22 protein-coding genes are annotated in these 23348 nt (G+C 56.0%); 14 read left to right on the top strand and 8 right to left on the bottom strand.

Translation table 11 applies throughout. The features are described from left to right. Positions 1–220: 220 nt before the first annotated feature. Entirely contained in the window at positions 221–784 is a 564-nt protein-coding gene (locus ACHZBF_RS13820; protein WP_273438161.1) for a hemerythrin domain-containing protein, read from the top strand. A gap of 4 nt (positions 785–788) precedes the next feature. Here the strand turns inward: ACHZBF_RS13820 and ACHZBF_RS13815 are convergent, their stop codons facing one another. Together ACHZBF_RS13815 and ACHZBF_RS13810 are read right to left on the bottom strand one after the other, a co-directional pair. Further along, positions 789–2906, bottom strand: a complete 2118-nt coding sequence (locus ACHZBF_RS13815) for a putative bifunctional diguanylate cyclase/phosphodiesterase (protein ID WP_321528765.1) — start codon at positions 2904–2906, stop codon at positions 789–791. After that, a complete protein-coding gene (locus ACHZBF_RS13810; RefSeq protein WP_029132096.1) occupies positions 2906–3241 on the bottom strand; it encodes a hypothetical protein in 336 nt (111 codons plus the stop codon). Before ACHZBF_RS13810 ends, ACHZBF_RS13815 begins: the two co-directional genes overlap by 1 nt. A 465-nt stretch (positions 3242–3706) precedes the next feature. Between ACHZBF_RS13810 and ACHZBF_RS13805 the strand changes: the two genes are divergently transcribed. After that, entirely contained in the window at positions 3707–4258 is a 552-nt protein-coding gene (locus ACHZBF_RS13805; protein ID WP_321528764.1) for a tetratricopeptide repeat protein, read from the top strand. Positions 4259–4457: 199 nt separating this feature from the next. Continuing rightward, complete coding sequence (dbpA, locus tag ACHZBF_RS13800) at positions 4458–5846, top strand: ATP-dependent RNA helicase DbpA (RefSeq protein ID WP_029132097.1); 1389 nt, start codon at positions 4458–4460, stop codon at positions 5844–5846. A gap of 134 nt (positions 5847–5980) precedes the next feature. Here the strand turns inward: dbpA and ACHZBF_RS13795 are convergent, their stop codons facing one another. Together ACHZBF_RS13795 and ACHZBF_RS13790 are read right to left on the bottom strand one after the other, a co-directional pair. After that, positions 5981–6610, bottom strand: coding sequence for a hypothetical protein (locus ACHZBF_RS13795; protein WP_321528763.1), 630 nt, complete (start codon positions 6608–6610; stop codon positions 5981–5983). A 471-nt stretch (positions 6611–7081) separates the two neighbouring features. Then, on the bottom strand, positions 7082–7576 hold the full coding sequence (locus ACHZBF_RS13790; protein ID WP_029132101.1) for a lactoylglutathione lyase family protein: 495 nt from the start codon (positions 7574–7576) through the stop codon (positions 7082–7084). Between the two features lie 316 nt (positions 7577–7892). On the opposite strand from ACHZBF_RS13790, the gene ACHZBF_RS13785 reads away from it, so the two are divergent. The 8 genes from ACHZBF_RS13785 (at position 7893) to ACHZBF_RS13750 (ending at position 15659) form a co-directional block, all read left to right on the top strand. After that, positions 7893–8384, top strand: a complete 492-nt coding sequence (locus ACHZBF_RS13785; RefSeq protein ID WP_321528762.1) for an inorganic diphosphatase — start codon at positions 7893–7895, stop codon at positions 8382–8384. Between the two features lie 10 nt (positions 8385–8394). Beyond that, positions 8395–8643, top strand: a complete 249-nt coding sequence (locus ACHZBF_RS13780; RefSeq protein WP_321528761.1) for a hypothetical protein — start codon at positions 8395–8397, stop codon at positions 8641–8643. Between the two features lie 13 nt (positions 8644–8656). Next, positions 8657–8908, top strand: coding sequence for a hypothetical protein (locus tag ACHZBF_RS13775; RefSeq protein ID WP_321528760.1), 252 nt, complete (start codon positions 8657–8659; stop codon positions 8906–8908). Between the two features lie 371 nt (positions 8909–9279). Continuing rightward, the gene (soeA, locus tag ACHZBF_RS13770) at positions 9280–12204 is read left to right on the top strand and encodes a sulfite dehydrogenase subunit SoeA (protein WP_321528759.1); all 2925 of its coding nucleotides are present in this window, start codon (positions 9280–9282) and stop codon (positions 12202–12204) included. After that, a complete protein-coding gene (locus tag ACHZBF_RS13765; RefSeq protein WP_029132106.1) occupies positions 12201–12926 on the top strand; it encodes a 4Fe-4S dicluster domain-containing protein in 726 nt (241 codons plus the stop codon). Before soeA ends, ACHZBF_RS13765 begins: the two co-directional genes overlap by 4 nt. Positions 12927–13177: 251 nt before the next feature. Beyond that, positions 13178–14158, top strand: coding sequence for a dimethyl sulfoxide reductase anchor subunit family protein (locus ACHZBF_RS13760; RefSeq protein WP_029132107.1), 981 nt, complete (start codon positions 13178–13180; stop codon positions 14156–14158). A 25-nt stretch (positions 14159–14183) separates the two neighbouring features. After that, positions 14184–14999, top strand: a complete 816-nt coding sequence (locus tag ACHZBF_RS13755; RefSeq protein ID WP_321528758.1) for an esterase/lipase family protein — start codon at positions 14184–14186, stop codon at positions 14997–14999. 120 nt (positions 15000–15119) lie between these two features. After that, positions 15120–15659, top strand: coding sequence for a hypothetical protein (locus ACHZBF_RS13750; protein ID WP_273438145.1), 540 nt, complete (start codon positions 15120–15122; stop codon positions 15657–15659). A gap of 22 nt (positions 15660–15681) precedes the next feature. Here ACHZBF_RS13750 and ACHZBF_RS13745 read toward each other — a convergent pair whose 3' ends face one another. The 4 genes from ACHZBF_RS13745 to nei form a co-directional block, all read right to left on the bottom strand. After that, complete coding sequence (locus tag ACHZBF_RS13745; protein ID WP_321528757.1) at positions 15682–16623, bottom strand: hypothetical protein; 942 nt, start codon at positions 16621–16623, stop codon at positions 15682–15684. Between the two features lie 84 nt (positions 16624–16707). Next, on the bottom strand, positions 16708–17586 hold the full coding sequence (locus ACHZBF_RS13740; protein ID WP_029132111.1) for a DMT family transporter: 879 nt from the start codon (positions 17584–17586) through the stop codon (positions 16708–16710). After that, entirely contained in the window at positions 17583–18131 is a 549-nt protein-coding gene (locus ACHZBF_RS13735) for a 3'-5' exonuclease (protein WP_321528756.1), read from the bottom strand. The genes ACHZBF_RS13740 and ACHZBF_RS13735 overlap by 4 nt, the downstream gene beginning before the upstream one ends. A gap of 69 nt (positions 18132–18200) precedes the next feature. Next, complete coding sequence (gene nei, locus ACHZBF_RS13730; protein WP_321528755.1) at positions 18201–19031, bottom strand: endonuclease VIII; 831 nt, start codon at positions 19029–19031, stop codon at positions 18201–18203. A gap of 465 nt (positions 19032–19496) precedes the next feature. On the opposite strand from nei, the gene ACHZBF_RS13725 reads away from it, so the two are divergent. The 3 genes from ACHZBF_RS13725 to ACHZBF_RS13715 all read left to right on the top strand — a co-directional run bounded on the left by ACHZBF_RS13725 (position 19497) and on the right by ACHZBF_RS13715 (position 23155). After that, complete coding sequence (locus ACHZBF_RS13725) at positions 19497–20693, top strand: PEP-CTERM sorting domain-containing protein (RefSeq protein WP_169720356.1); 1197 nt, start codon at positions 19497–19499, stop codon at positions 20691–20693. 203 nt (positions 20694–20896) lie between these two features. After that, positions 20897–21277, top strand: a complete 381-nt coding sequence (locus ACHZBF_RS13720) for a hypothetical protein (RefSeq protein ID WP_321528754.1) — start codon at positions 20897–20899, stop codon at positions 21275–21277. Positions 21278–21340: 63 nt separating this feature from the next. Then, complete coding sequence (locus ACHZBF_RS13715) at positions 21341–23155, top strand: tetratricopeptide repeat protein (protein ID WP_321528753.1); 1815 nt, start codon at positions 21341–21343, stop codon at positions 23153–23155. Positions 23156–23348: the final 193 nt, after the last annotated feature.

Genomic DNA, 23348 nt, shown 5'->3' with positions numbered 1-23348 from the left:
CTCACCTATGAAAGCGCATTATGATGATTCCGCCTGGTAGGCTGAAAGTGTAGTAGATCGCAACCGACAATCTACAATGCAGGTGTTATTGATGACTGATGTCCAGACCTCCATTTTGATTCGGTTCCGGCTATGGCCGTGGCCTGTGCGAATGGCATTTTTAGGGTGTGCTACGATAAGTTAGTTAGGTTTAGCCTATTCCTGAATGGAGGAAGCAGTTATGTCAGACATAATCGATACTTGGCGTAAAGACCATGTGAATTTCTCACGACTTCTTAACCTTCTTGAAGTGCAGATTAAGCTTTTTCATGAGGATGAAACTCCAGACTATGAGCTCATGCAAGACATTATTTATTACATGACACATTTCCCCGATCTCTTCCATCATCCAAAAGAGGATCTTGTCTTTGACATGGTTAAGAAAGTTGACTCCAGTACGCGGTCCGTGGTGGATGAGCTGATGGAGCAGCATGTGGTACTGCGGGAAAGCGGCATGAAGTTGTTTGGCAATCTCGAGGCTGTCGTTGCCGGGGCGATGTTGAGCAGGACCAGTGTTGAGGGTCCGGCAGAGACCTACATCGCATACTTCCGCAGTCATATGAAAAAGGAGGAGTCGGAGATATTCCCGCTTGCCGAAAAACTGCTGTCTGACCAAGACTGGCGTGATGTGGATGCGGCGGTACCGCCTCCGATAGATCCACTATTTGGACCGTCTGTGAATGAGCGCTATCTTGCACTCCATCGGCAGATAGCCGATGAGGCGGGGTGTGGGTGTGGCGAGTAGTCTGTCAATCTGCTTGTTTGGCAAGCCAGCTGCGCAACTCGGTCATCGGCAGAGGTCGGCTGTAGAGGTAGCCCTGCGCGATGTCACACCCCATGGTACGCAGGATAGCGGCCTGCTCCTCGGTCTCTACCCCTTCTGCCACAACCTTGAGATTCAGGGCGCGGGCCATCGTGATAACCGCAGTGGCGATTTCGCGGTCGGTCGGATCATCACACAGGTCCATCACCAGGGATCGGTCCAGTTTGAGCTTATGTACCGGTAACTGTTTGATGGTGGCAAGATTTGAACAGCCGGTGCCGAAATCATCCACGGCAATCTGGATTCCCGCATCGCCGAGAGTCTGAAATATATCGCTTATCCCTTCACGATGACTGGTGACGGCGGTCTCCGTCAGTTCCAGCTCCACCACGTTGGTTGGGAGTCCATGTTGTGTGAGTATCCCCAGGATGGTATCAGCGAGGTTGTCGGTATCCCGGTCTTTTCCGGCAGAATTTACCTGAAACGGCGAGAGATTGATGGCGAAGCTCAATGGTGTTCCGGCACGAGGGTATTCTGCCAGTATTGCCGCGGCCTGGCCCGCTGCGATTTGCAGTACCTGTTCGCCCAGCTGGTTGATCAGGCCGGTCTGTTCAGCCAATGTGATAAACAGTTCGGGTGAAACCGCCTTCCCGTCCGGGCTCCAGCGCGCCAGCGCCTCCATGCCCACGACACCGCCGGTTGCCATATTCACTTGCGGTTGCCAGGCAATTGTAATCTCTTTTTCCGCCAAGGCCTGGCGCAAACGTGCGCTCATCTGTACCTTCTCGACGAACCGGTTGTGTCCGGATGCCGAATAAAAATGGTAGCGGCCTCTGCCGATGGCCTTGGCTTGGTACATGGCGTTATCCGCCTCCATCAGCAGTACTTCAGGGGAATCCCCATCCTCCGGGAAACGGCTGATGCCTATGCTGGCGGAGACAAACAGTTCATGCCCATCGATATTAAACTGGTGAGTCAGGGTGGAGAGCAATTTTTCTGCAATGGTGATGACACCGGTTTGATCTGTGCCGGTCTGGGTAATTACGGTGAACTCGTCACCGCCGAGTCGGGCTACGGTATCGTTTTCACGGACGGCACTCTGTAACAGGTTGGCGATCTGGCACAACAGCTTGTCGCCGACCAGATGGCCCAGGGTGTCATTCACCTCCTTGAATCCGTCGAGGTCGATGAACAGCAAGGCCAGGCTGTCACCGTCACGGCGTGCCTGGGCCACAGCCTGGGTTAGTCGATCCAAAAACAGCTGACGGTTGGGCAACCCGGTGAGGGCATCATGGTAAGCGAGGTGATGCAGTCGGGCGCGCATCTCCTGATGGTGTGTGGCATCGGAGAATACTCCGGCGTAGTAGCGTACCTCACCCTGGTCGTTTCGAATGGCATTAATATGCAACCATTCAGGATAGATGTCGCCGCTCTTGCGCCTATTCCAGATCTCCCCTTCCCAGGCGCCGGTCTCCTGGAGGCAGTCCCACATCTGTTTGTAGAAAGCTTCGTCATGCTTGCCAGAGTGCAGAATATGTGGCGTTTGGCCGATCGCTTCTTTAACAGCCCAGCCGGTAGTTTTACTGAAGGCGCGGTTGACCAACTGGATGCGTTGCTTGGCATCGGTCACCATGATGCCTTCGCTGGTTGCCTCGAATACGGCGGTGGCAATGCGGCGGTTTTCCAGTTCGCGTCGATAGTCCAGGAGCAGGTGCTCCAGGTCTTTGCGCAGGTCGCGCTCCCGTTCCACCAGTGCGGTGATGATCGATAGCCGCGAGACGATGCCCACATACTGACCCTTACCATCGACCACCATCAGGTGATTGACAGAGTCCTGCTCCATGCGGTTCAGGGTGGACAGGATCGGGACACTGTTATCCACCGGTGGTGGCTGCCGGCGTAGTAGAAGGTCAGCGAATATTCGATTGGGAAACAGTGCCGCCTGGCGTTCTGTCACCAGACCCATTAACTCGCCCTGTTCCGTGAATACCACGAAGACATGGGCATCCGTCTGTTCCGCTACTTCCTTGTAGCGCTGATAGGCATCGACCAGAATTACGTTGGGGCATAGGCAGTCGACAATACCGAGTTCTTTATTGGTCATCAAACCTCCTTTTCGAGGCTGATTTCTACATCGATATTGAGCTGGATGATTTCTTCTGGGCCCATGAAGGGCTTGATACTGGACAGTACGAAATCCCGTAGTTGTGGAGCCGTGACCTTGCGTAGAATGGCGCTGCGCACCAGGATATCGCCGATCACATCATCGTCCACCTGTACATGTTCAAAAGGTGTCACACTCAACAAGCCCAGAGCACGGCTTACCGCGACATGACCGATTGGTGAGTGCCGGCCCAGTACCAGTCCGTCTTCAATGGGTGGTAGCAGAAACTCAGTGACGCGGGCGCGAATCGTATAGTGGCGTCGCTCTTTATGCATGGCGGGAACTGCTCCAGGAGCTTTAAAATCAGTACAAAGGGAATGGTTGGCATCAGAAAGCATCCATCCCAGGACCGCTCTCGGCACGGTACCAATACTCTAACTATCGGGTTCCTGGTGATTTCTAACGGCTCATGGCCACAAGAAATGGCAGTGCTTCCCTGTGCTTCCTTGGTATCAGCCCTTTCAGCACGGATGCAAAGCGAAAAATTACACGCCTCATCGCAGACGCGTAGTCTATCGGATCGGGTGTTCTGTAAAATTGACACACATCAACAAAGGTTTTTATTGCGCTGGGTGTTTGGGAGTAATTTAGAGGCGGATCACGATTTGTGGGCCGATGCTCAACGGTCCTGAGGACGGAGCATGGAAGAAGACCAGTCCCTGTGATCACCTGTCCTTCAGTAACCCCTGAAACCGGTAACCTACAATATCGGGTAGGACTTTGTACTGGAGAGCAGTCGGATGATTTTACATAGCTTGAGATTGCTGTGGGTCAGCATGCTGTTGGCCGGTACCGTAGCCGCCGAGCCTGCGCGTGATGCGTTACTGGATCAGCGCTTTGCCGAACTGAAGCAGGCGCAAGATGAGGTAACTGCACGCGGGATCGAACAGGAGATCTGGAAATTGTGGATGATCTCGGGCAATACCGAGATTGATGGGTTGATGCGGCAGGCAATGGAGGCGCGACGCTGGGGGGATTATGCCAAGGCGCTAATGTTACTCGATCAGGTGACCGGGATAGATCCGGAGTACGCCGAGGCGTGGAACCAGCGTGCCACCATCCATTTTCTGCGGGATGACTATGAACAGGCCCTGGCCGATGTCGCCCGGACACTGCAGCTGGAACCGCGTCATTTTGGCGCCCTGGCCGGGCGGGGAGTCATCCGCCTGCGTCAGGGAAGATCTGCGCTGGCGATCCAGAATATCAAGGCGGCGATGGACTACCACCCTTTCTTGCGCGAACGCCACCTGGTGCCGTCCCGGTTTTTAGATCAACCCGCTGAGTCGCGTTGATCAGGCTGTGCCGACCGCACTCTTTTGTCCATACAATAGACCGGGGGGCGGATTTGCAAGGATTGGCGCCGATTCCGGCGTATGATATACGCGGCCCATCAGCCGGAACAAACCGCATACATTTCCCAGTCGTGTCCCGAGGGTACGCTGTTAGCAGATGAATGCTTTACACAGTCAATACCTTGATAGGACAACCCACGTGAACCCGACCTGCTTCTCATCACTGAATCTGCACGCTGAGCTACTGAACAATCTGGCGACCCTCGGCTATGCTGAAATGACCCCGATACAGACCCGGAGCCTGCCGCCCATTCTGGCGGGTCAGGATGTGATCGCCCAGGGCAAGACCGGCTCGGGGAAAACCGCCGCGTTTGGACTGGGGCTGCTGCAGAGGCTGGATGTAAAAAGGTTCCGGGTACAGGCACTGGTGCTCTGTCCGACCCGGGAGCTGGCCGATCAGGTGGCCGGGGAGATTCGCCGGCTGGGACGGGGTATCCATAATATCAAGGTGCTGACCCTGTGCGGCGGCATGCCGTTCGGTCCCCAGGCGGGGTCACTGGAACACGGTGCCCACATTATCGTCGGCACCCCGGGGCGTATCGAGGATCACCTTGGCCGGGGGACGCTGAAGTTGGCGGATGTGAGCACGCTCATTCTGGATGAGGCCGATCGCATGCTGGATATGGGCTTTCAGGAGGTGCTGGATCGGATTATTGAGCAGATACCGAAGCAGCGACAGACACTGCTGTTCAGTGCCACCTTCCCCGATCAGATACAGGCGATTGCCCGGCGCATCATGACCCAGCCGGTGATGGTGCAAGTGGAGTCGAGTCACGATAGCGCTAGCATTGAACAGCACTTCTACAAGGTCACTGACAACAAACAGCGTCTGACCGCACTGCGTCTGCTGCTGTTGCAGTTTCATCCCGAGTCGACACTGGTGTTCTGCAATACCAAGAAAGAGACCCAGGCTGTGGCGGATCAGCTGATGGATTTTGGATTCAGTGCCCTGGCGCTGCACGGCGATCTGGAACAGAGGGATCGGGATCAGACACTGATACGCTTTGCCAACAAAAGCATCTCGGTCCTGGTTGCCACCGATGTGGCGGCCCGGGGGCTGGATATCGAGGCGCTGGACGCGGTGATCAACTATCACATCGCTCATGATGCCGAGAGCCATCTGCACCGGATTGGTCGAACCGGACGTGCCGGCAGCAAGGGTATCGCTTGTTCTTTGTATGATGACAGGGAGAGCTACCGGGTCGCGCAACTGGAGGCCGGCATCGATCCGATTCTGGATAGCGAGCCGTTGCCGCCCCTCACGCTTCTGGATCGACCCTCCATGAAGCCCGCCATGGCCACGCTGCAGATTGATGGTGGCAAAAAACAGAAAATACGTCCGGGTGATATTCTGGGTGCCTTGACCGGCGAGCGGGGTATCAGCGGACAGCAGGTCGGCAAGATTAATGTGGCGGACAACTGGGCCTTTGTGGCAGTGAGTCGTGGTGCGGTGAAACCGGCCCTGAAAAAACTGACCGAGGGGAAATTGAAAGGGCGCTCGTTTCGTGTACGGCTGATTGGTGATTAGTGGTAATAGACTGGGTTGAATCTGGTAGCGGGTTTTGGTTGATCGCTGAGATGATTCAAATCCTACGTCTGTTTTCGGCTGCGGTTAACCAATGTCACGGGCTGAAACCATCCAGAAGCGGACGTTATTGCCTTCTATATGGCTGCATGCTTCCGATCCCTCTTTTTGTCTTTGGAAACGGTGAGAATGACTGCTAGCGCACCTAAAAGTAAAACCCAATCAAGAGACACACTTAGGTGTGCAGCCCCAAAAACGCCATAAAAAGTTCCGGAAAGTCCTAGGACAATCGACCATGCACGAACACCAAAGCTGCCAACAATAATGGAAAGACCGATAACCATCGAAAGTGTGGGACACGGAATAAGTCCTGTAGGAGCGGAGTATAAGTAAGGGAAGAACGACGCCGTCTCGAGAAAATGAGGATAGACCCAACCAAAGGTAAACATAATTGCGCCTATCACCTTAGCCCATAAAGGTGCAATTTGAATGTCATCTCGTGGCAACCGGAATGAGATAAATAACAATGCCGCACCGGAAAAAGTGAAGAAAATGCCGTTGAAAGGATTTCCAGATGCCCACGCCAAAGCGCTCACGGATACTAGAGGCAGAACTAACCCCAAACCAACCAGGCGCATTGAGGGGCGTATACCTAATACAAGAACTGAGGCTAGAACTGCAAAATAAATGTGCCAGAGAATTGCAAGAAATTGCCAATCATTGGCAATTTCTTTAAGAACACTCAGAATTTCTTCAGGGGGTGGCATTGTTTTTCATTGGTAACTCGGTCACATAACGCCCATATAAACCGCGCGACGATAGGAGCGTCGGGCGACCCAAAGGAGGGGAGTTCCCACGAAAAAGTTGACACCCCCTGGTTATGCGCACGTTTGCTCGAACTCCATCGGTGACTGGTAACCTAGCAGAATTTGGGGTCAGATGAAAAACTATTCGGCACTAGCCTTGCCTTTCGGACCACGCTTCAAATTAGCGACGCGCCGACCAGACAATCTCTCGATCTCTTCTTTGAAAACGCTCATTTCCAAGTGCCATCCCCTGATTAGCGCTCCGCTGAATATCCGTCTAAACTTCCTCATTAAGTTCATAGCGAAAGAGTGCCCGATATGCATTCGATCTATCGGCTGGCGTCTGACCCAGTAGAGCGGCAGAATACCTGAACCTACATCTACGAGATTGAGTTTTTCATCTGACCCCAATTGGTTGCGTTTGATAACTTTCTAGTACGCACCCTGTGAATAGGTTAACTCATAGCTATGCGAATAAACTTCGAAGATGAGGCCGAATGGATCTTCGACGTAGCACATCTTGTAGGGCTTCTCTCCAGGGTAATATTCACGGATAGGCATTCGCTGCTTCCCACCGTGCGCCACGATTTTTTCTACCAGCCCTTCAATATCCGGGTCCTGAACGCAAAAGTGAAAGGTGCTCGTTTTCCAGTATTCAAAATCCTTCGGAGTTTCATTGTTTTTAAACTCGAACATTTCTACACCGATTTTGTCACCAGTCGACATGTGAGCGATCTTAAAGGATCCCCAGCCCTTGCCAAAAACATCAATACACATTTGGCCTATTGGTGTAGCTGATTCTTCGGTAATGACGGTGGGCTCCATTATGTGATACCAGCCCATGACTTCACTGTAAAATTTGACCGCTTTTTCTACATCAGGAACAGAAATTCCGATGTGTGAGAACGTTCTTGGGTATGTACTCATGGTAGTTCCTTGTTTTGAAAGTTAACGCTGTTTATACAGCCCGCACATTCGGTACAATATACAGCTGTAGAATATAGTGTCGATTCCGACACATTGCTCTATCCATGTTCTATGTTTAGGGATAATTTTAGAGTGCGGCATCCCGCCATAGAAGCTCATTCCTTAATGTTCTTGGGTCTACCAGCCATAACTGCACTACTAAGAGTAGGATGGAATGTCTATATCATGTCGGGAGCAGCCTTCCATTAACCGGACCCGGTCTCGCAAAGTCAACGACATAACATAATCGGAAATGGAATTCCGCTATCCTCAGGGTATGACAACATTTGAAGATCGACAGTCTGACCCTCCCGAAGTGGAGGTGGTGATAGAGATCCCGCGCGGCAGTTTTCTCAAGCGCGGCAGCACCGGCCATGTCGACTTTGTTTCGCCATTCCCGTGCCCCTTTAACTATGGTTGTGTGCCGGCCTATATCGGCGGTGAGGGAGACTTGCTGGATGCGGTGGTGCTGGGTCCGCGCCTGCCGCTGGGTTCACGGGTGAAGGTGCGGGCCTGGGGGGCAATTGGGTTGTCAGAGCGTTTTATGTATGACGATAAGTTGATCTGCAGCGTCAAACCGCTACGTACCAGTCAGCGACGCTGGACACTGCGTTTTTTCCACTTCTACGCCTTCTGTAAGGGTTGGCTGAACGTGTGGCGCGGACGTCCGGGAGCCGCCCGCTGTGAGGGCTGGGGTTCTGCCGGTGAAGCGATCGCGCGCGCCGTGCCGGCAGGTCCGGATTGGCGCGGGCCTGGAGTGCCTTTTTAAAACAAAAGAAATGGCTTTGGTCGGCCGGATGTTGGCGATTCAGCTTGGCCAGAATAGTTTGCAGGTAGCTGTCCGCTGCCTGTTTTTATTGCCGGGTAAACGATCAATTAAATTGATGGCCCATGCCGTGCCGGGTCACTACAGCGGCCGATATCAAAAAATTCTGTGGTATTTTTTGTGGAAATGGCTTGCCCTGTCAGCGGGCAGGCTCTATAGGTTAGGAGAGTTGTATAAGCAGTCGTTTCTGGTCAGCCAGTAAAGGTACTGATTATATGAAAACCCTCCCGCTAAGGAATAGCAGATTACCCTACAGCTATCACATGCTCTGGGTGTCACTGGCGAGTTCTCTGGTGATTCTTTCCCCCCTCTATCTGCTGCTTCATTTCGGCATGATATCCCTCCTGCTGACGGTATGGATAACCGTAGGTGTCATAGTGCTGGCAGCCCTCTACGAGTCATCACTCCTGTTTATACTTACCCGGCATATGCTGAAAAACATCAGGAATGATCATCAAGATCCGTAGGCTCTAATGGTTACCGGATTCTTCGGGCATGGTTTTTAACCACGCTGAATGTACTCTTTGGGATTCCTTGAAGAACCTGGCTGGAAAGGCCGACGTCAGCGGGCCCTCGCAGGGGGGGATTGCTCCTGGAGGAGGTCGGTAATCGCATGGTGGTCCGTGTAGAGTACAATGTGCCATCTCCAGATCATTCCACTAATAACGGCCAGATAAAAACCATAAGTTGGTGATTTGTAAGGTAGGGTAAACCCTTTTATCCCATACACTCACTCCATGTTGTCATAAACAGCACTGCAGTTGCGGTGGCAACCAATGGAATATTAGAATAGGATTAATTAATGATTTTTATCATTCACTGATTCGGGACAGCGCCCATGCAAGATCCAACCACCCAATCCGACAACGATCTGGGCCGTGTGGAGGTCAAGACCACCACCTGCTACATGTGTGCCTGCCGTTGTGGAATCCGGGTGACCCTGCGTGATGGCGAGATCCGCCATATTGAGGGCAATCCCAAGCATCCCCATAACCAGGGGGTGATCTGCGCCAAGGGCTCCTCCGGGATCATGAAGCAGTATTCGCCGGCCCGTATCACCAAACCCCTGCTGCGCAAACCGGGCGCGGAGCGGGGCGGTTCGGAATTTGAGGAGATCTCCTGGGAGCAGGCGTTCGAGATGGTCAGCGAACGGCTGGCCCGGATTCGCGCCGAGGACCCGAAGAAGTTTGCCCTGTTCACCGGACGCGACCAGATGCAGGCGCTGACCGGTCTGTTCGCCAAGCAGTTCGGCACGCCCAACTATGCCGCCCATGGCGGTTTCTGCTCGGTCAACATGGCCGCCGGGATGATCTACACCATCGGCGGCTCGTTCTGGGAGTTCGGCGGTCCGGATCTGGACCGGGCCAAGCTGTTCGTGATGATCGGCACCGCCGAGGATCACGACTCCAATCCGCTGAAGATCCATATCTCCAAGTTCAAGCGCCGGGGTGGCCGCTTCATCTCCATCAATCCGATCCGCTCCGGCTACTCCGCCATTGCCGACGAGTGGGTGCCGATCAAGCCGGGTACCGACGGGGCATTGATCCTGGCGATCAACCACGAACTGATCAAGCAGGGTCTGTTCGACCGGGAGTTCCTGACCCAGTACTCCAATGCCGCCGAACTGGTGGTGGACGATCCCCGGCGCGACGACCACGGCCTGTTCAAGCGTTTCGAGATGCATGTGGAGGAGGGCTGCTTCGATCCGGAGAACAAGCTCTGGTGGGATCGGGACCTGGATCGGGAGATCTCCACCCACACCCCGGGGACCGAGCCACGCCTGCTGGGGGAGTTCCGCCTGGAAGACGGCACCCGGGTAAAACCGGCCTTTCAATTGCTTAAGGATCGGCTGGAGGAGTACACCCCGGAGTGGGCCGAAGGGATCACCGGGATACCGGCCGATACCATCCGCCGACTGGCCCATGAGATGGGTGTCACGGCACGGGATCAGAAGATCGAGCTGCCGATCCAGTGGACCGATAGTTGGGAGAACGAACACGAATCGATCACCGGTAACCCGGTGGCCTTCCATGCCATGCGCGGCATTGCCGCCCACTCCAACGGTTTCCAGTCGATCCGTGCCCTGAGCATCCTAATGACCCTGCTGGGGACCATCGACCGGCCCGGCGGTTTTCGCCACAAGGCGCCGTTCCCGCGGCCGATTCCGCCCTGTCCCAAGCCACCCAACTCACCCGATGGGGTCAAGCCCAACACGCCGCTGGACGGTATGCCGCTGGGCTGGCCGTCGAAGCCTGAAGACCTGTTCGTCGATGAGCAGGGCGAGGCGGTGCGCCTGGACAAGGCGTTCTCCTGGGAGTATCCGCTGTCGGTGCACGGCCTGATGCACAACGCCATCACCAACGCCTGGCGCGGCGATCCCTATCCCATCGACACCATGCTGCTGTTCATGGCCAACATGGCCTGGAACTCCTCCATGAACACCGAGCAGATCCGCCACATGCTCACCGACAAGGATGAGTCGGGCGAGTACAAGATCCCGTTCCTGATCGTCTGTGACGCCTTCCAGTCGGAGACCGTGGCCTTCGCCGATCTGGTGCTGCCGGATACCACCTACCTGGAGCGCTATGACGCCCTCTCCATGCTGGACCGGCCGATCTCCGAATTCGAGGGACCGGTGGACTCGGTGCGTATCCCGGTGGTGCCGCCGACCGGTCAGTGCAAGCCGTTCCAGGAGGTGCTGGTGGAGCTGGGCAGCCGCTTGAAACTGCCCGCCTTCATCAACGAGAAGGGCGAGCGCAAGTACCGCGATTACCCGGACTTCATTACCAACTACGAGACCTCGCCCGGCTCCGGTATCGGTTTTCTGGCCGGCTGGCGCGGCAAGGGCGGCGAGAAGTTTCTCAAGGGCGAGCCCAACCCGCGCCAGTGGGAGATGTACCAGAAGAACGACTGCTACTACCACTACAAGCTGCCCAAGTCCTACCAGTACATGCGCAACTGGAACAAGGGCTACCTGCACTGGGCGCGCAACCACGGCATGATCCGTTACGCCGAGCCAATCACCATTCACCTCTACTCCGAGGTGTTGCAGAAATTCCGACTTGCCGCCCAGGGCAAGGGCAGTGGAAGGAAGCCGCCGGAGCGGCTGCGCAAGCGTGTCGAGATGCACTTTGATCCGCTGCCGTTCTACAGCGAACCGCTGCTGTCGCGGCTGGTGGACACCCATGAGTATCCGCTTAATGCCCTGACCCAGCGGCCGATGGCGATGTATCACTCCTGGGATTCCCAGAACGCCTGGCTGCGGCAGATCCATACCCACAACTACCTGTTCGTCAATCCGGCCCTGGCCCACGCCAAGGGGATCGATGACGGTGACTGGATCTGGGTCGAGTCACCCACCGGCAAGGTGCGCTGCATGTGCCGTTACTCGGAGGCGGTGGAGCCGGGCACGGTCTGGACCTGGAACGCCATCGGCAAGGCGGCAGGGGCCTGGGGCCTGTCGCCCAAGGCCAATGAATCCCAGAAGGGTTTCCTGCTGAATCACCTGATCCCGGAGGAGCTGCCTCCCTGCGAATCGGGCGAGCATCTGTCAAACTCCGATCCGGTCACCGGTCAGGCAGCCTGGTTCGATGTGCGGGTGAAGATCTACAAGGCGGAACCGGGTGAGCCGGCACAGACCGCTCCCCAGTTCAGCACCATGAAACCCCTGCCGGGGCAGACTATCCGGCGCGGACGCTGGCTGTCATTCTTCGCCGGCAAGCTGGGCAGGAACCTGAGCGGGAAGAAGCGGAGCAAGGTATGACCCAACTGGCACTGGTTATTGATCTGAACGTCTGCGTCGGCTGCCACGCCTGTGTCACCAGTTGCAAGGAGTGGAACAGCTCCGGCTGGGCCGGCCCGATGCCGGACGAGAATCCCTACGGGGCCGATCCAAGCGGCGTGTTTTTCAATCGGGTGCAGACTTACGAAGTGGGCTGTTTTCCCCATACCGAAACGGTCCACTTCCCCAAATCCTGCCTGCACTGTGAGGATCCCCCCTGTGTGCCGGTCTGTCCCACCGGGGCCAGCTACAAGCGCGCGGACAACGGCATCGTGCTGGTGGATTACGACAAGTGCATCGGCTGCAAGTACTGCTCCTGGGCCTGTCCCTACGGCGCCCGCGAGATCGACGCCCAGAACAAGGTGATGAAGAAGTGCACCCTCTGTGTCGACCGGGTGACCGATGAGAGCCTGCCCGAGGCCGAGCGCAAGCCGGCCTGCGTACTGGCCTGTCCCACCTCGGCGCGCATTTTCGGTGACATCCATGACCCCAACTCGGTCGCCTCGGTGGCGATCCGCGAACAGGGTGGCTACCAGCTGCAGCCGGAGTGGGGCACCCAGCCGGCCAATCACTACCTGCCGCGCCGTCGCAGCCAGATGCAGATTCATGAGGATGAGCTGATTCGTGCGGACAACCCGTTGCGTAAGGAAGAGGTTGAGATGCCGATCGAGCAGGGCGACACCCTGGACGATGTGGCCTGGTAATTGGGCAGAGTGGGCACGGACTACATGCTCACCAATGGGTTCGGTTCAACCGCGAAGAACGCTAAGTGCGCGAAGGGATGGAATGGCTTACCTGTATTTCCGTCGCCAGGTCCGTAAACGGAGCATCTCTGCGCAACTCCTCCGGTTCAACCCGGCGGGTGACGGATCGTGAGCATACAGGTCGCTTTTTCCTTTGTGGTCTTTGCGTCCTTAGCGGTTGAAATCAGGTTTTTAAGAAATAGGACAAAACGATGCATCCGGCATTCTCGGTAATCTTTCTCACCACCCTGATCGGTATCGGTCAGGGACTGTTTCTGGCCCTGTTCACCGGCCAGGTGTATGCCCTGGCCAACCTGATTCCGGTGCAGGAGAGCCTGGGATTCTACGCGGTCGGCAGTCTCATTGCCCTGCTGTTTCTGGTGCTGGGATTGATCGCGTCGGTGTTTCACCTGGGTCGTCCGGAGCGGGCCTGGCGTGCGGTTACCATGTGGCGCACCTCCTGGCTCTCCCGTGAGGTAATCGTGCTGCCGCTGTTCATGCTGCTGGTGTTCCTGTACGGCGTGGCACACTTCTTCGGCTTGACCCAGCCGCTGTTCATGGTGGCGGATACCCTGCCGATAGATCTGACCCTGATCATTGGCCTGCTGGCCAGCATGATGGCCTTTGCACTGTTCATCTGCACGGCCATGATCTATGCCAGCCTGAAGTTCCTCAAGGAGTGGTATACGCCATTGACGGTACTCAATTATACCCTGCTGGGCCTGGCCTCCGGCTTCATGTTCGCGGCAGCATTCTCCGCTTATGTCAGTTTTGACCTGGTCTCCCTGTTTGGCATCTGGGCAGTGATCTTTACCCTGCTCGGGGCAGTCTCGCGGGGTACTTCCCTGGCCAGAAACCGTGCCTTGCGTGACAAGTATGGTTTGACCACGGCCATTGGCGTGCGCCATCCCAATATGAAACAGCTAAGTCAGGGATTCATGGGTGGCGCATTCAATACCAGGGAGTTTTTCCACGGCCGCACAGCCGGGGCGCTGCGGCTGATCCGCTGGTTCTTTCTGCTGGCGGTGTTCCCCATTCCGGTGGTGCTGATCGCCACGGCCTATGCGCTGGAATCACCCTCGCTACCGATCGCGGCCTTCGCGCTGCAGTATCTGGGACTGATTGCCGAGCGCTGGTATTTCTTCGCCGAGGCGAAACATCCACAGAATATCTATTACCAGTCGATGGCCTGAGTGGCCGAATTTGAAGGAGGCAGGTATGAAACTGTTGAAACGGTTGCTTGTGGTTGGGGCGCTACTCTCTGGCAGCGCGCCGTTGCAGGCCGATGTGGCGGTGCTGGTGCACGGTTATCTGGGCAGCGCCAGCTCCTGGGAGAGCAGCGGCGTCAATGCCGTGCTGGTGGCCGATGGCTGGAAGCGGGCCGGTGTTCTGCGCACCGACCCCTACGGGGTTGAGCTGATCCCGGTGCTGGGAGACGCAGGTGAAAACAGTCTCTACCAGGTGGAACTGCACTCGCTGGCACCGATGATGGTACAGGCAGATCAACTGCAGGCGATGTTGCATCAGGTAGCCCAACTGCACCCGGATGAGCCGATCACCCTGGTGGCTCATTCCGCCGGTGGTATTGTTGCCCGTATCGTGCTGGTACGGGGTGGCGTGCCTCATGCGAAGGCGTTGATCACCATCGCCTCTCCCCATCTCGGTACTGGACGGGCGGTGCAGGCGCTGGAGAGTACCGACGTACCGTATCCATTCTGCCTGGTACAGAACTTCTTCACCGGCGGCAAGACCCGAGTGTTGCGTGAATCCCGCGGGGCGCTGATCGACCTGGTACCGGCGCAGCCCGGCAGCCTGCTGTTCTGGCTGAACAGCCAGCCACATCCGCAGATCGCCTATCACTCCATTGTGCGTCCCGGACCGGTTGGGATGGGTGATGAGCTGGTGCCGGTGTTCAGTCAGGATATGAATCGGGTTCAGGCGCTGCAGGGCCGGTCGAAGGTGACGGTGGTTAGCAGCACTCACTCGCTGAATATTCAGGATGGGATGGTGTTGGCGCAACTGCTGAAGGAGTAGGGCGTTCGCCTGTTGCATAATCAGCTCCCGGACCGGCCGATTTCTCCCGGGGAGAAACTTGTTACTGCGGGGTAGTTAAACTACCTTTTAAGTAATGATGCGGTCACCTGAGGTGCAGCAATGGGCAATGTCGCTGATTTCTCCAAGTACAAGGCGCGAAAGGATCATGGCCGGCAACTTCAAGACAAGGGATGGGTGCCTACCTGGCTTGGTGAGGGTGCTGACAGGGGGACTGCAGTCTATATCTATGATGACCATACCCGGCTGCTGCTTTACGCCGGAATCGAACAAACCAGCCTGGATGCAATCGCCCACAGTGTCCGACGCTCTGAGGGAGAGGATCTGCTCTCTCTGGCAGAACAGTTAAGCGCGCTGATTACCGAATTCTCGCACCATCCGCCATTTCAGGGAGATCAGCGTCTTGCGCTGGTGGCGCAGACGGCCGCCTGGTTTGTCGGCTTTTCCCTGTCCCTGATAAACAGCGACTCTCTGGAGGGTGAATCGATAGTCATCTTGAGACTGGTGGATGTCGAGAGCAGGGAGAGCGCGTTTCACTTGGCTCACCTGGAGTGGCCGGAGATCATGGACAGGCGGTCTGCCGAGTCGCAGCTTTCCGACATGGCCCGGTCACTTCGGCGCAACTTGTTCAATGATGGTTGAGTCCGGCGCGATGCATGTTGGTTTACCGGACCAGCTGCTCTGCGTCCGTGATGACTATGGAGGCGGGCTTGCCCGCTGCCCGTTTCTCCGCCCAGCCGAGAAACGGTTGATTCAGCCCCCGGTGACTGCCAAAAAAGCTGAGATCCATATTCAGATAGTCCCCTGCGCTGTTGATGACAATGTGCTCGGTGGTGCCATCGTGCAGCGTGGCAACGGTCAGCAGTGTCCAGTCGATTGCATAACCGGCTCGTTGTGCGTTCTGAAGGGCTGCGACCAGCATGCGCAGATCATGGGCGATGGCCTCACAACGCGCCTGTTTTTCCGCCCGGTTTTCCAGTGAGCGGAAAACAAAAATCAGCCCGTCGTCGGTTTCATAAGTTGCCCCCTGCCGGTTTTGGATATGCCAGCCACCCCGGACCTTCCGGACTTCGCTAGTCAAGGGTGAGGGCGGGGTGTTGTGGTAGCGCGTACAGTCGTGCAGCTTGCAGAAGCGGTCAATAATCCGTTGCTCCATCTGACCAGCCTTGCCGATTTCAGGTCCACTGATGACAACCGGCGCATTGTCTATAAACAGGATAATTGCTCCGGATTGGTCGGCTTGAATCTCGATATGGCTTTGGTCGCTGATGCCGGCAAACTGTGACTTGAGCTGGTCAACGAAGATCTTTGACTCTCTGCGCCAGCGGGCCAGTTTCAGTTGTGCCTTCGGTTTACCGTGCTGCTCCTGGGCGCTCTCCTGGTAGCTGGTATCGTAGGCGTTGATCAGTTCGTTCAGGGCGATGGTGGCGAAGTCGAAACGTTCCAGTCTGTCTGACAGGGCAACCTTGCTTGCCAGGGAGCCGAAGTAGGATTTTGCCGCCGGTTCGGCCGTCACCGGACTTCCCGCCACCGCCCCTGCGGAGACGAGCAGCAGGGCGAGGGTTACCGCAAGGGCCGGCATCGGCTGTTTTGCTATCCGCAACATACTGAACACAATAGATGAAAGGAGGCGCCAGTATAAGGTTTTCACGACCGCGATCTGTGACTCGGGTTGCGCAGTTGCATGAAGTCAGATATCAGGTGCCAGCACCTTGAGTTTGCGCAGCCTGGCCTGGCGTATTTCAATCAGCGCAACCCCGGCAATAGTCATTGTGCCGCCGATAGCCTTGTACAGCGTGAACGCCTCATCAAGAATCAGGATGCCGGCGGCCACGCCGAGCAGTGGCGCCAGCAGCGAGAAGGGGACCACCTGGTTAATGCTCAGGCGGGCGATTAGGCGATACCAGAGGTAGTAGGCGATGATGGATGAGCCGATAACGATATAACCGAGTGCGGCCCAGGCATTCCCGCTGGCAGTCTGGATGGCGGTCAACTGCCCGGACTCGAAAAGCGCGGAGGCGACAATCAGAATGGGCATCGCCAGCAGGCTCATCCAGCCAATGATGGTCAGGGGGTGGATGTCGCTGCGCCGCTTGATCAGCACATTGGCCCAGGCCCAGCAGAACGCCGAAACCAGCAGTGAGAGTAGTGCCAGAGGCGTGCCGCCCTCGGGTTCACCTGCCAGCAGGGCGGCACCCGAAAAGGCCATCGCCATGCCGAGTATGCGTACCTTGCCCAGGCTGTCGGCAAACAGCAGCGTCGAGAGAATGACGCTGAACGGGATACCGAGCTGGATCATCAGTGCGGTGGTAGCCGCATCGGCGCCGCGCAGGCCGATAAACAGCATACCGAAGTGGCCAAAGCCCAACACCAGGGCGAGAGCGGCAATGCTGCCGAACTGGGCGCGGGTCGGGCGGAAAAAAGGCGCGATCAGCAGGGCCACCCAGGCAAAACGGAGCGCGGTAAGGGCAAGGGGCGGTATTTCCGTGACCGCGACCTTGATCACCACAAAATTAAATCCCCAGATGATGACCACCGCCAAGGCCTGAAGCAGGTCGGAAAGTTTCATCTCAATCGAGTGCCCGCGTCCGGGTTTGTATCCAGGGCATATTCCGCCTGGTCCGTATCAGCACAGCGCTCATGGGTTCGCCGGAAGGTCTCCTGCAGAATCATCGCATCGGTGCTGGCGCGATGGCGAGCCAGTTTCAGCTCGGCAATCACCTGCGCCTTGGTCGGCTGCCAGAGCAGCACCTGCTGTTCGCTGATCAGACTGCGCAGACTGTCCAGGGTAAAGAGTTGCGGTATCCCGGTCAGGTCATAGAGTTTGCCGATCCAGGAGATATCGTGACTCCAGGCATCGGTGTAGATCCTTCTGCCCTTGAGCAACCGGTTGAGTTCGTCGGCTACCTGCTCGGGCGGTTTTCCTTTATCCAGCAGCAGTTGTCTGGAGATGCCGTGCACCGCTTCGGCGCTTTTGTCCCAGAAGGTCCAGTCCGCCGCCGGTTTGATGATGCGACAGAAACATTGTCGGTCAGGGAGAATCACGCCCACCTCGATCGGGTAGCTGTCGCGTCCGAATCCCGAAGCTTCAATGTCGATAATGATTGGTAGCATGATCCCTCGCCTTTTGCACCCTTATACACCCATCGACCGAACGGGTCATATATAAAGCCGGGATCTGTTTTATCCGGCCGCCGTTGGCTGGCATCGGCTGCAGTAATAGCATGGCTGCCCCGCGTTCGGGGTTTTTTCGATCGGATGACCGCAGCGGTAACAGGGCAGGCCTTCGCGTCTGAAGAGATAAAACCGGGCCTGCTCAAATGAGGCACCGGATGACATCAGGCGGTCTGCCGTGGCCGGATCGTTGGTAATGCCGCCGGTGCGATAGGACTGTCTGGGCAGCTCAATCAGTGCATGGGTGAGTGATGCCAGCTGCTCGCCGCTACAGTCAATGGGGCGCAGGGTCGGGTGCAGACCGCTCAAGAACAGGATCTCACAGCGCAGGTAGTTGCCCAGTCCGGCGACAAAGGTCTGATCGGTGAGCAGGTGGCCGAGACGCCTGTTGCGAAAGGCGGGTTGCATCAGTCGATCCATCAGACAGGATTTGTCCGTTGCCGGGTGCAGAATGTCCGGTCCCAGTCTGCTCAGAAAAGGATGCTTTCGGAGCTGTGTGTCATTCAACAGCTCAATAGTGGATGCGCTGTAAAGGTGAGCGGCTGAACTGTCTGTGACCAGTGCCGCACGCAATTGCCGCCTGGTATCCGGTTGCAGATCGGCCGGCCCGGTGGTCCAGCGGCCATAGAGCTGGTTATGGGTGTAGAGGGTCAGCTGGTTATCAAATCGCGTGAGCATTGCCTTACCAATCGTATCGATCCGGGACACCCGGCTACCAATGAGTGCCGCTCCCCGCGACTTCAGATGATCCAGGCCAAAATGTACCTGGACCAGGGGGCGTGCTTTCAATGCCGCTTCTACTTGGTCCGCGGCGCGGCGGATTTCCGGCCCCTCAGGCATGCTTTAAACTCCGGTTAGTTGTGATTTAGTCAAGGTGACCGGCATCGATAATCGCCTCCGGGGCATTGCGATGTGGCCCAGGCAGTTTAACGGATACATGGGGTTGCTACACATCGAATAAGCACGAGGGAACGTGACCCTCCGACCCGAACTTTTGTGACATTTCGTCGGCTTGCGTTCGTTTCAACCCCCTATAGCAACGTTGAAATGTACAGCCATCTACTGTCGATAAATTTTACACTGCCAAGCTTACTTGTTGAATTTAAACATATTTTAAAGTTCTAATTAACATTTAAAAACAATTGATTGCAAGATTAGCGAAATTAATGGCACTAAAAATGCGTTAGTGAATTTTAACTGTAAGTTTGAACTGTTATGAGAATTATAAGCAGTAGGGTTGGTTTTAATATTTCGATGGAGCGAAGGGGCAGTGCTTGTGCAGAGATAAACTTCGGAGGGCGGAGAATGAAAAAACCACTAATGAAAACCTTGATTTGCGCGGCCATCGCGACATCGCTGGGGTCTGTCGCAATAACCGCCGAAGCATCTCACTTTCGTGGGGGGGCCATGGTCCCCACGATTCAAAACGGCATCCTGACGGTGGTACAGACGACCTTCTGGCGTAAAAATACCAGTGAGGCAAATACACCGACGGTTACCGGAGTGGGCGGCATGACGCTGCAGAGCACGGCAACGGATACCTCGGATTCCCGCTATGACAGGCGTACCAATGTCTACACGGTGGATGTCAGCAATGCCACCCAAGGTGTGTTGAACATCACCGCGGGCAGCTGCTGTCGGGTAGCTGTTGGAGGCCTGGGTAACTGGAGTGAGAGTTCCTGGGACCTGAACTCTGCCATCGCCTGGGATGGGACCAACGCCGCCCCGATCACGTTTGATTTCGGCACCATTCAGCCGGAAGTGAGCCGCTTGGCGGGTAATGACTATGCACAAGGCCTCAATGCCACTTCGCCGGACGCGCTGGCCCTGAGCTACAACCAGGCGCTGAACCTGAACATCAACTCTCAGGTGCCAGGTTTTACCGTTAACACCACCACCGGCCAGATGACCATTATCGGAGATGCCAACCGCGCCCTGATTACCGACAATACCACGCTCGGTGGCCAGAATGTGGGTGCGGATGCCGCCTTCAGCGGCAACATCATCGCCAGCGACGGCTCATTTGTGGAGTTCGACTGGATGTTTGACGGTGTGGATGCCGCCTCCAACCAGGCGCCGATGGTGGATGATGCCGTTATCAATGCCCTGGTCGGTCCCGGACCTATTCTGCATACGTTCACCGCGACGGATCCGGAAGATGGCGCCTTGCTTGGCCCGCCGGGGTCCTGGGATCCCATCCTGGTGCTGGGTGCGGGCTTTATTAACGCGTTGCCGACCTTCGATCCCAACACACAAATGTTGTCGTGGGATACCACCGGCTACGCTGCCGGGCAATATCTCATCCAGGCACGCGCCTTCGATTCGAACAATGTGGGTGACTTCGGCTTGCTGACGGTCAATCTGTGCAACAGCCCGAATGATCCTCCATGCGCCTCGACACCACCGCCTCCTCCGGGTATTCCGGTACCGGGAACCCTGCTGCTCATGGGGCTCGGCCTGGCTGGACTGGGATGGAGACGCAACAAGAAAGAGCAGAATTGATCAGACCGCTCTAGTGGTTTCAATGTGGATCAATGACAGGGACCTCACTTTGTTGAGGTCCCTTTTTCATGGTGCGCACGCCTGCGAGGCGGATGGCATGTTGTGTTGGATTCCACTGACTCAATAAAAAAATACCAGACTATAATTTTTTAATTATGACCCACAATAATCATCCAAAACATGAACGGAACAATAGCCTGATAATGCGGGCGGTTATACTGGGCGGCCTGCTGGTCAGTCTACCCGGTTACCCGGCACATCATCCGGACGGGGCCGAAAAGAGTCAGGAATCAATCAAAAAATCCGTAGCATCGGGAAAGATACACGAAGAGTGCGTGCTGGTGCGGGAAGGACACAGGCTGCAGTATCATTTCACGGCCAGTGCGGGTATCGAATTCAATCTTCATTACCATAATGCACAACAGGGTCGGGTCATCTATCTGTTTGGGCCGTCGTCGGTCAGCGCCAATCCGGCGGAAAACCAGTATGCCGCCCCGGAGCCACAGGTCGTCTGCCTGATGTGGAATAACAAAGCTACGGACCCCGTTCTTTTGGGTTATTCTTTTAGTATTACCCCGATTTAACGAATAAGCCGAATCACAGAAGAGGACGCCATTATGTATCGGTTGTTAACAGGCGTTGCATTCATGATGGTCATGGTAACGTCCAGCCATGCCATTACCATTGAACAGTCATCCCCCATAGAAGCCCCCACCATCGATTCGCTAAGTATTAGCAACCCGGCGGTTATTCGCGACAGTCAGTTGCAGGAGATCGTTAAACTTATTCAGGCGGGAAGACAGCAGGAAGCCAATGTTCAAATTGCCAGGATTCTGGCGCGACGCCCCAAGGATAAGGATGCACTGGAGCTTGCCGGCATCTCGTTGATGATGATGAAGAACTTCAAGGCCGCGGAAGAGGCGTTTCAGCGGCTTGTGGCGCTGCCCCCCGTGAAAGCGGAGGTGATCACCAAATATGGCGTCACCAAGATTCTTAATGGCGATCTGAAAATGGGTGAAAAACTGCTGCGGCAAGTGGTGCAGGTGACGCCCGAAGACCACTTGGCCAACCGTTATCTCGGCTGGTTGGCCGACAGAGCTGGGGACACTCGACAGGCTATCTATTACCTGGAAAAACTACCATCGGCCAGAGCGGCAGGGCTCAGGGATTTTCATCTGGCACTGGCGCGAAACTACAAGCAGGTCCAGTCCTACCAATCCATCATTGACCTGCTTTCGCCGGTTTTAGCGGACGATAAGCTGGATAACAGTGCACTCACAACCCGGGCAGCCCTGTATCTGACGCTCTCTTATGCGGCCACTGGCGATGCCATAAAATCCAGACAGTGGGTCGCATCGCTTAAGCCGCTGATTGCGGACAATCCGTTAAACCTGTTCCAGCTCGAGATGGGGCTGGCGGAGGTAACCAAGGATACCCGGGCCGCCCAAAAAGCTGTTCGGGAGCTGTTGGAGAAGGTGCCCGGTGCCGAAGCATACGCCCGCTTTGAGCTGGCCAGGGTACACCTGTTGGCTGGTGAAGTGATCAAGGCGGTGGATGAGTATGAAACAGCCCTGAAGAGTGTCGATGAGGCCGATACGGCAAATATCCTGAAAGTGATGATCCCGGTGTTGCTAGGCGAAAGCATGAATGAGTATGCGATCGGCGTGCTGGAGCGGGCCACACGGAAGTATCCGAACAATGATGATTTTTTATATGGCCTGGCTGATCTGCAATTGACCAGCGGAAGAGTCCAGGCGTCGCAGGCGACGCTCGCCGCCCTGATCGAACGTCCGCAACCCTACCCGCCGGCACTGCTGCTGGGGGGTAAAGTGGCCCGCGCGGAAAAAGACTATGCGGCGGCCAGTCGTTACCTGCGCCAATATATCGATCTTGATCCTGCTGACGAAAGTGCCTGGATTGCGCTGGCCGGTATTCATTTCGATCAAAACGATATTCCTCAAGCCATCGAAACCCTGAAACAGGCTGTCGAGGTGAACCCAACCAAGGCGATACTGGAGTATGAACTGGGTACCTTGTATCAGGCTGCCGGGAAACTGGACATGGCCAATAAACGGTACGAAGCGGCACTGTCCCTGAATGGCGACTATCTGGCGGCCATGGATAACCTTGCCAGCAACCTGCTGGATCTGAACCAGGATATCAAGAGAGCGCGTGACCTGGCAGGAAAGGTGTACGCCGAGTTGCCTGATACTCCTTACATCCAGGATCTTTGGGGTTGGGCCTTGTATCGTAGTGGAGACCTGAAAAATGCCAAGGTTACATTACAGAAAGCGGCCATGGGGATAACCGATTCGGGGCGGGCTGATTATCATCTGGCGCTTGCCTTGAGGGATCTTGGCGATAAGGAAACTGCGAAAAAGCACTTTAAACTGGCGCTGGATAAGGGTCTGTCGGCGCCGCTCAAATCGGAAGTCGAAGCCGCCATGAAAGCGGAAAAGTAACGGCTGTTCCAGTTGATGTTCACATGAGGCGCGGTGAATTTTTTAGCTATGTCCCAATTAGTTGTCGGTCTTGTTTTGGCTTAGCTTGGCGATTCGCCCGGTAGGAGCGGCGCCCCGCCGCGAATTCGGCCCGGGGCGGGCCTCCTGCAGGTCAAACCCGTCTCCGGCGACCAAGCGTAGCGGTAGGAGCGGC

This window comes from Sedimenticola selenatireducens (assembly GCF_963675335.2).
In the GTDB taxonomy this organism is placed as follows: domain Bacteria; phylum Pseudomonadota; class Gammaproteobacteria; order Chromatiales; family Chromatiaceae; genus Sedimenticola; species Sedimenticola selenatireducens.
The sequence above is the reverse complement of the archived record's forward strand: the minus strand, read 5'-3'. Positions and strand labels throughout refer to the sequence as shown.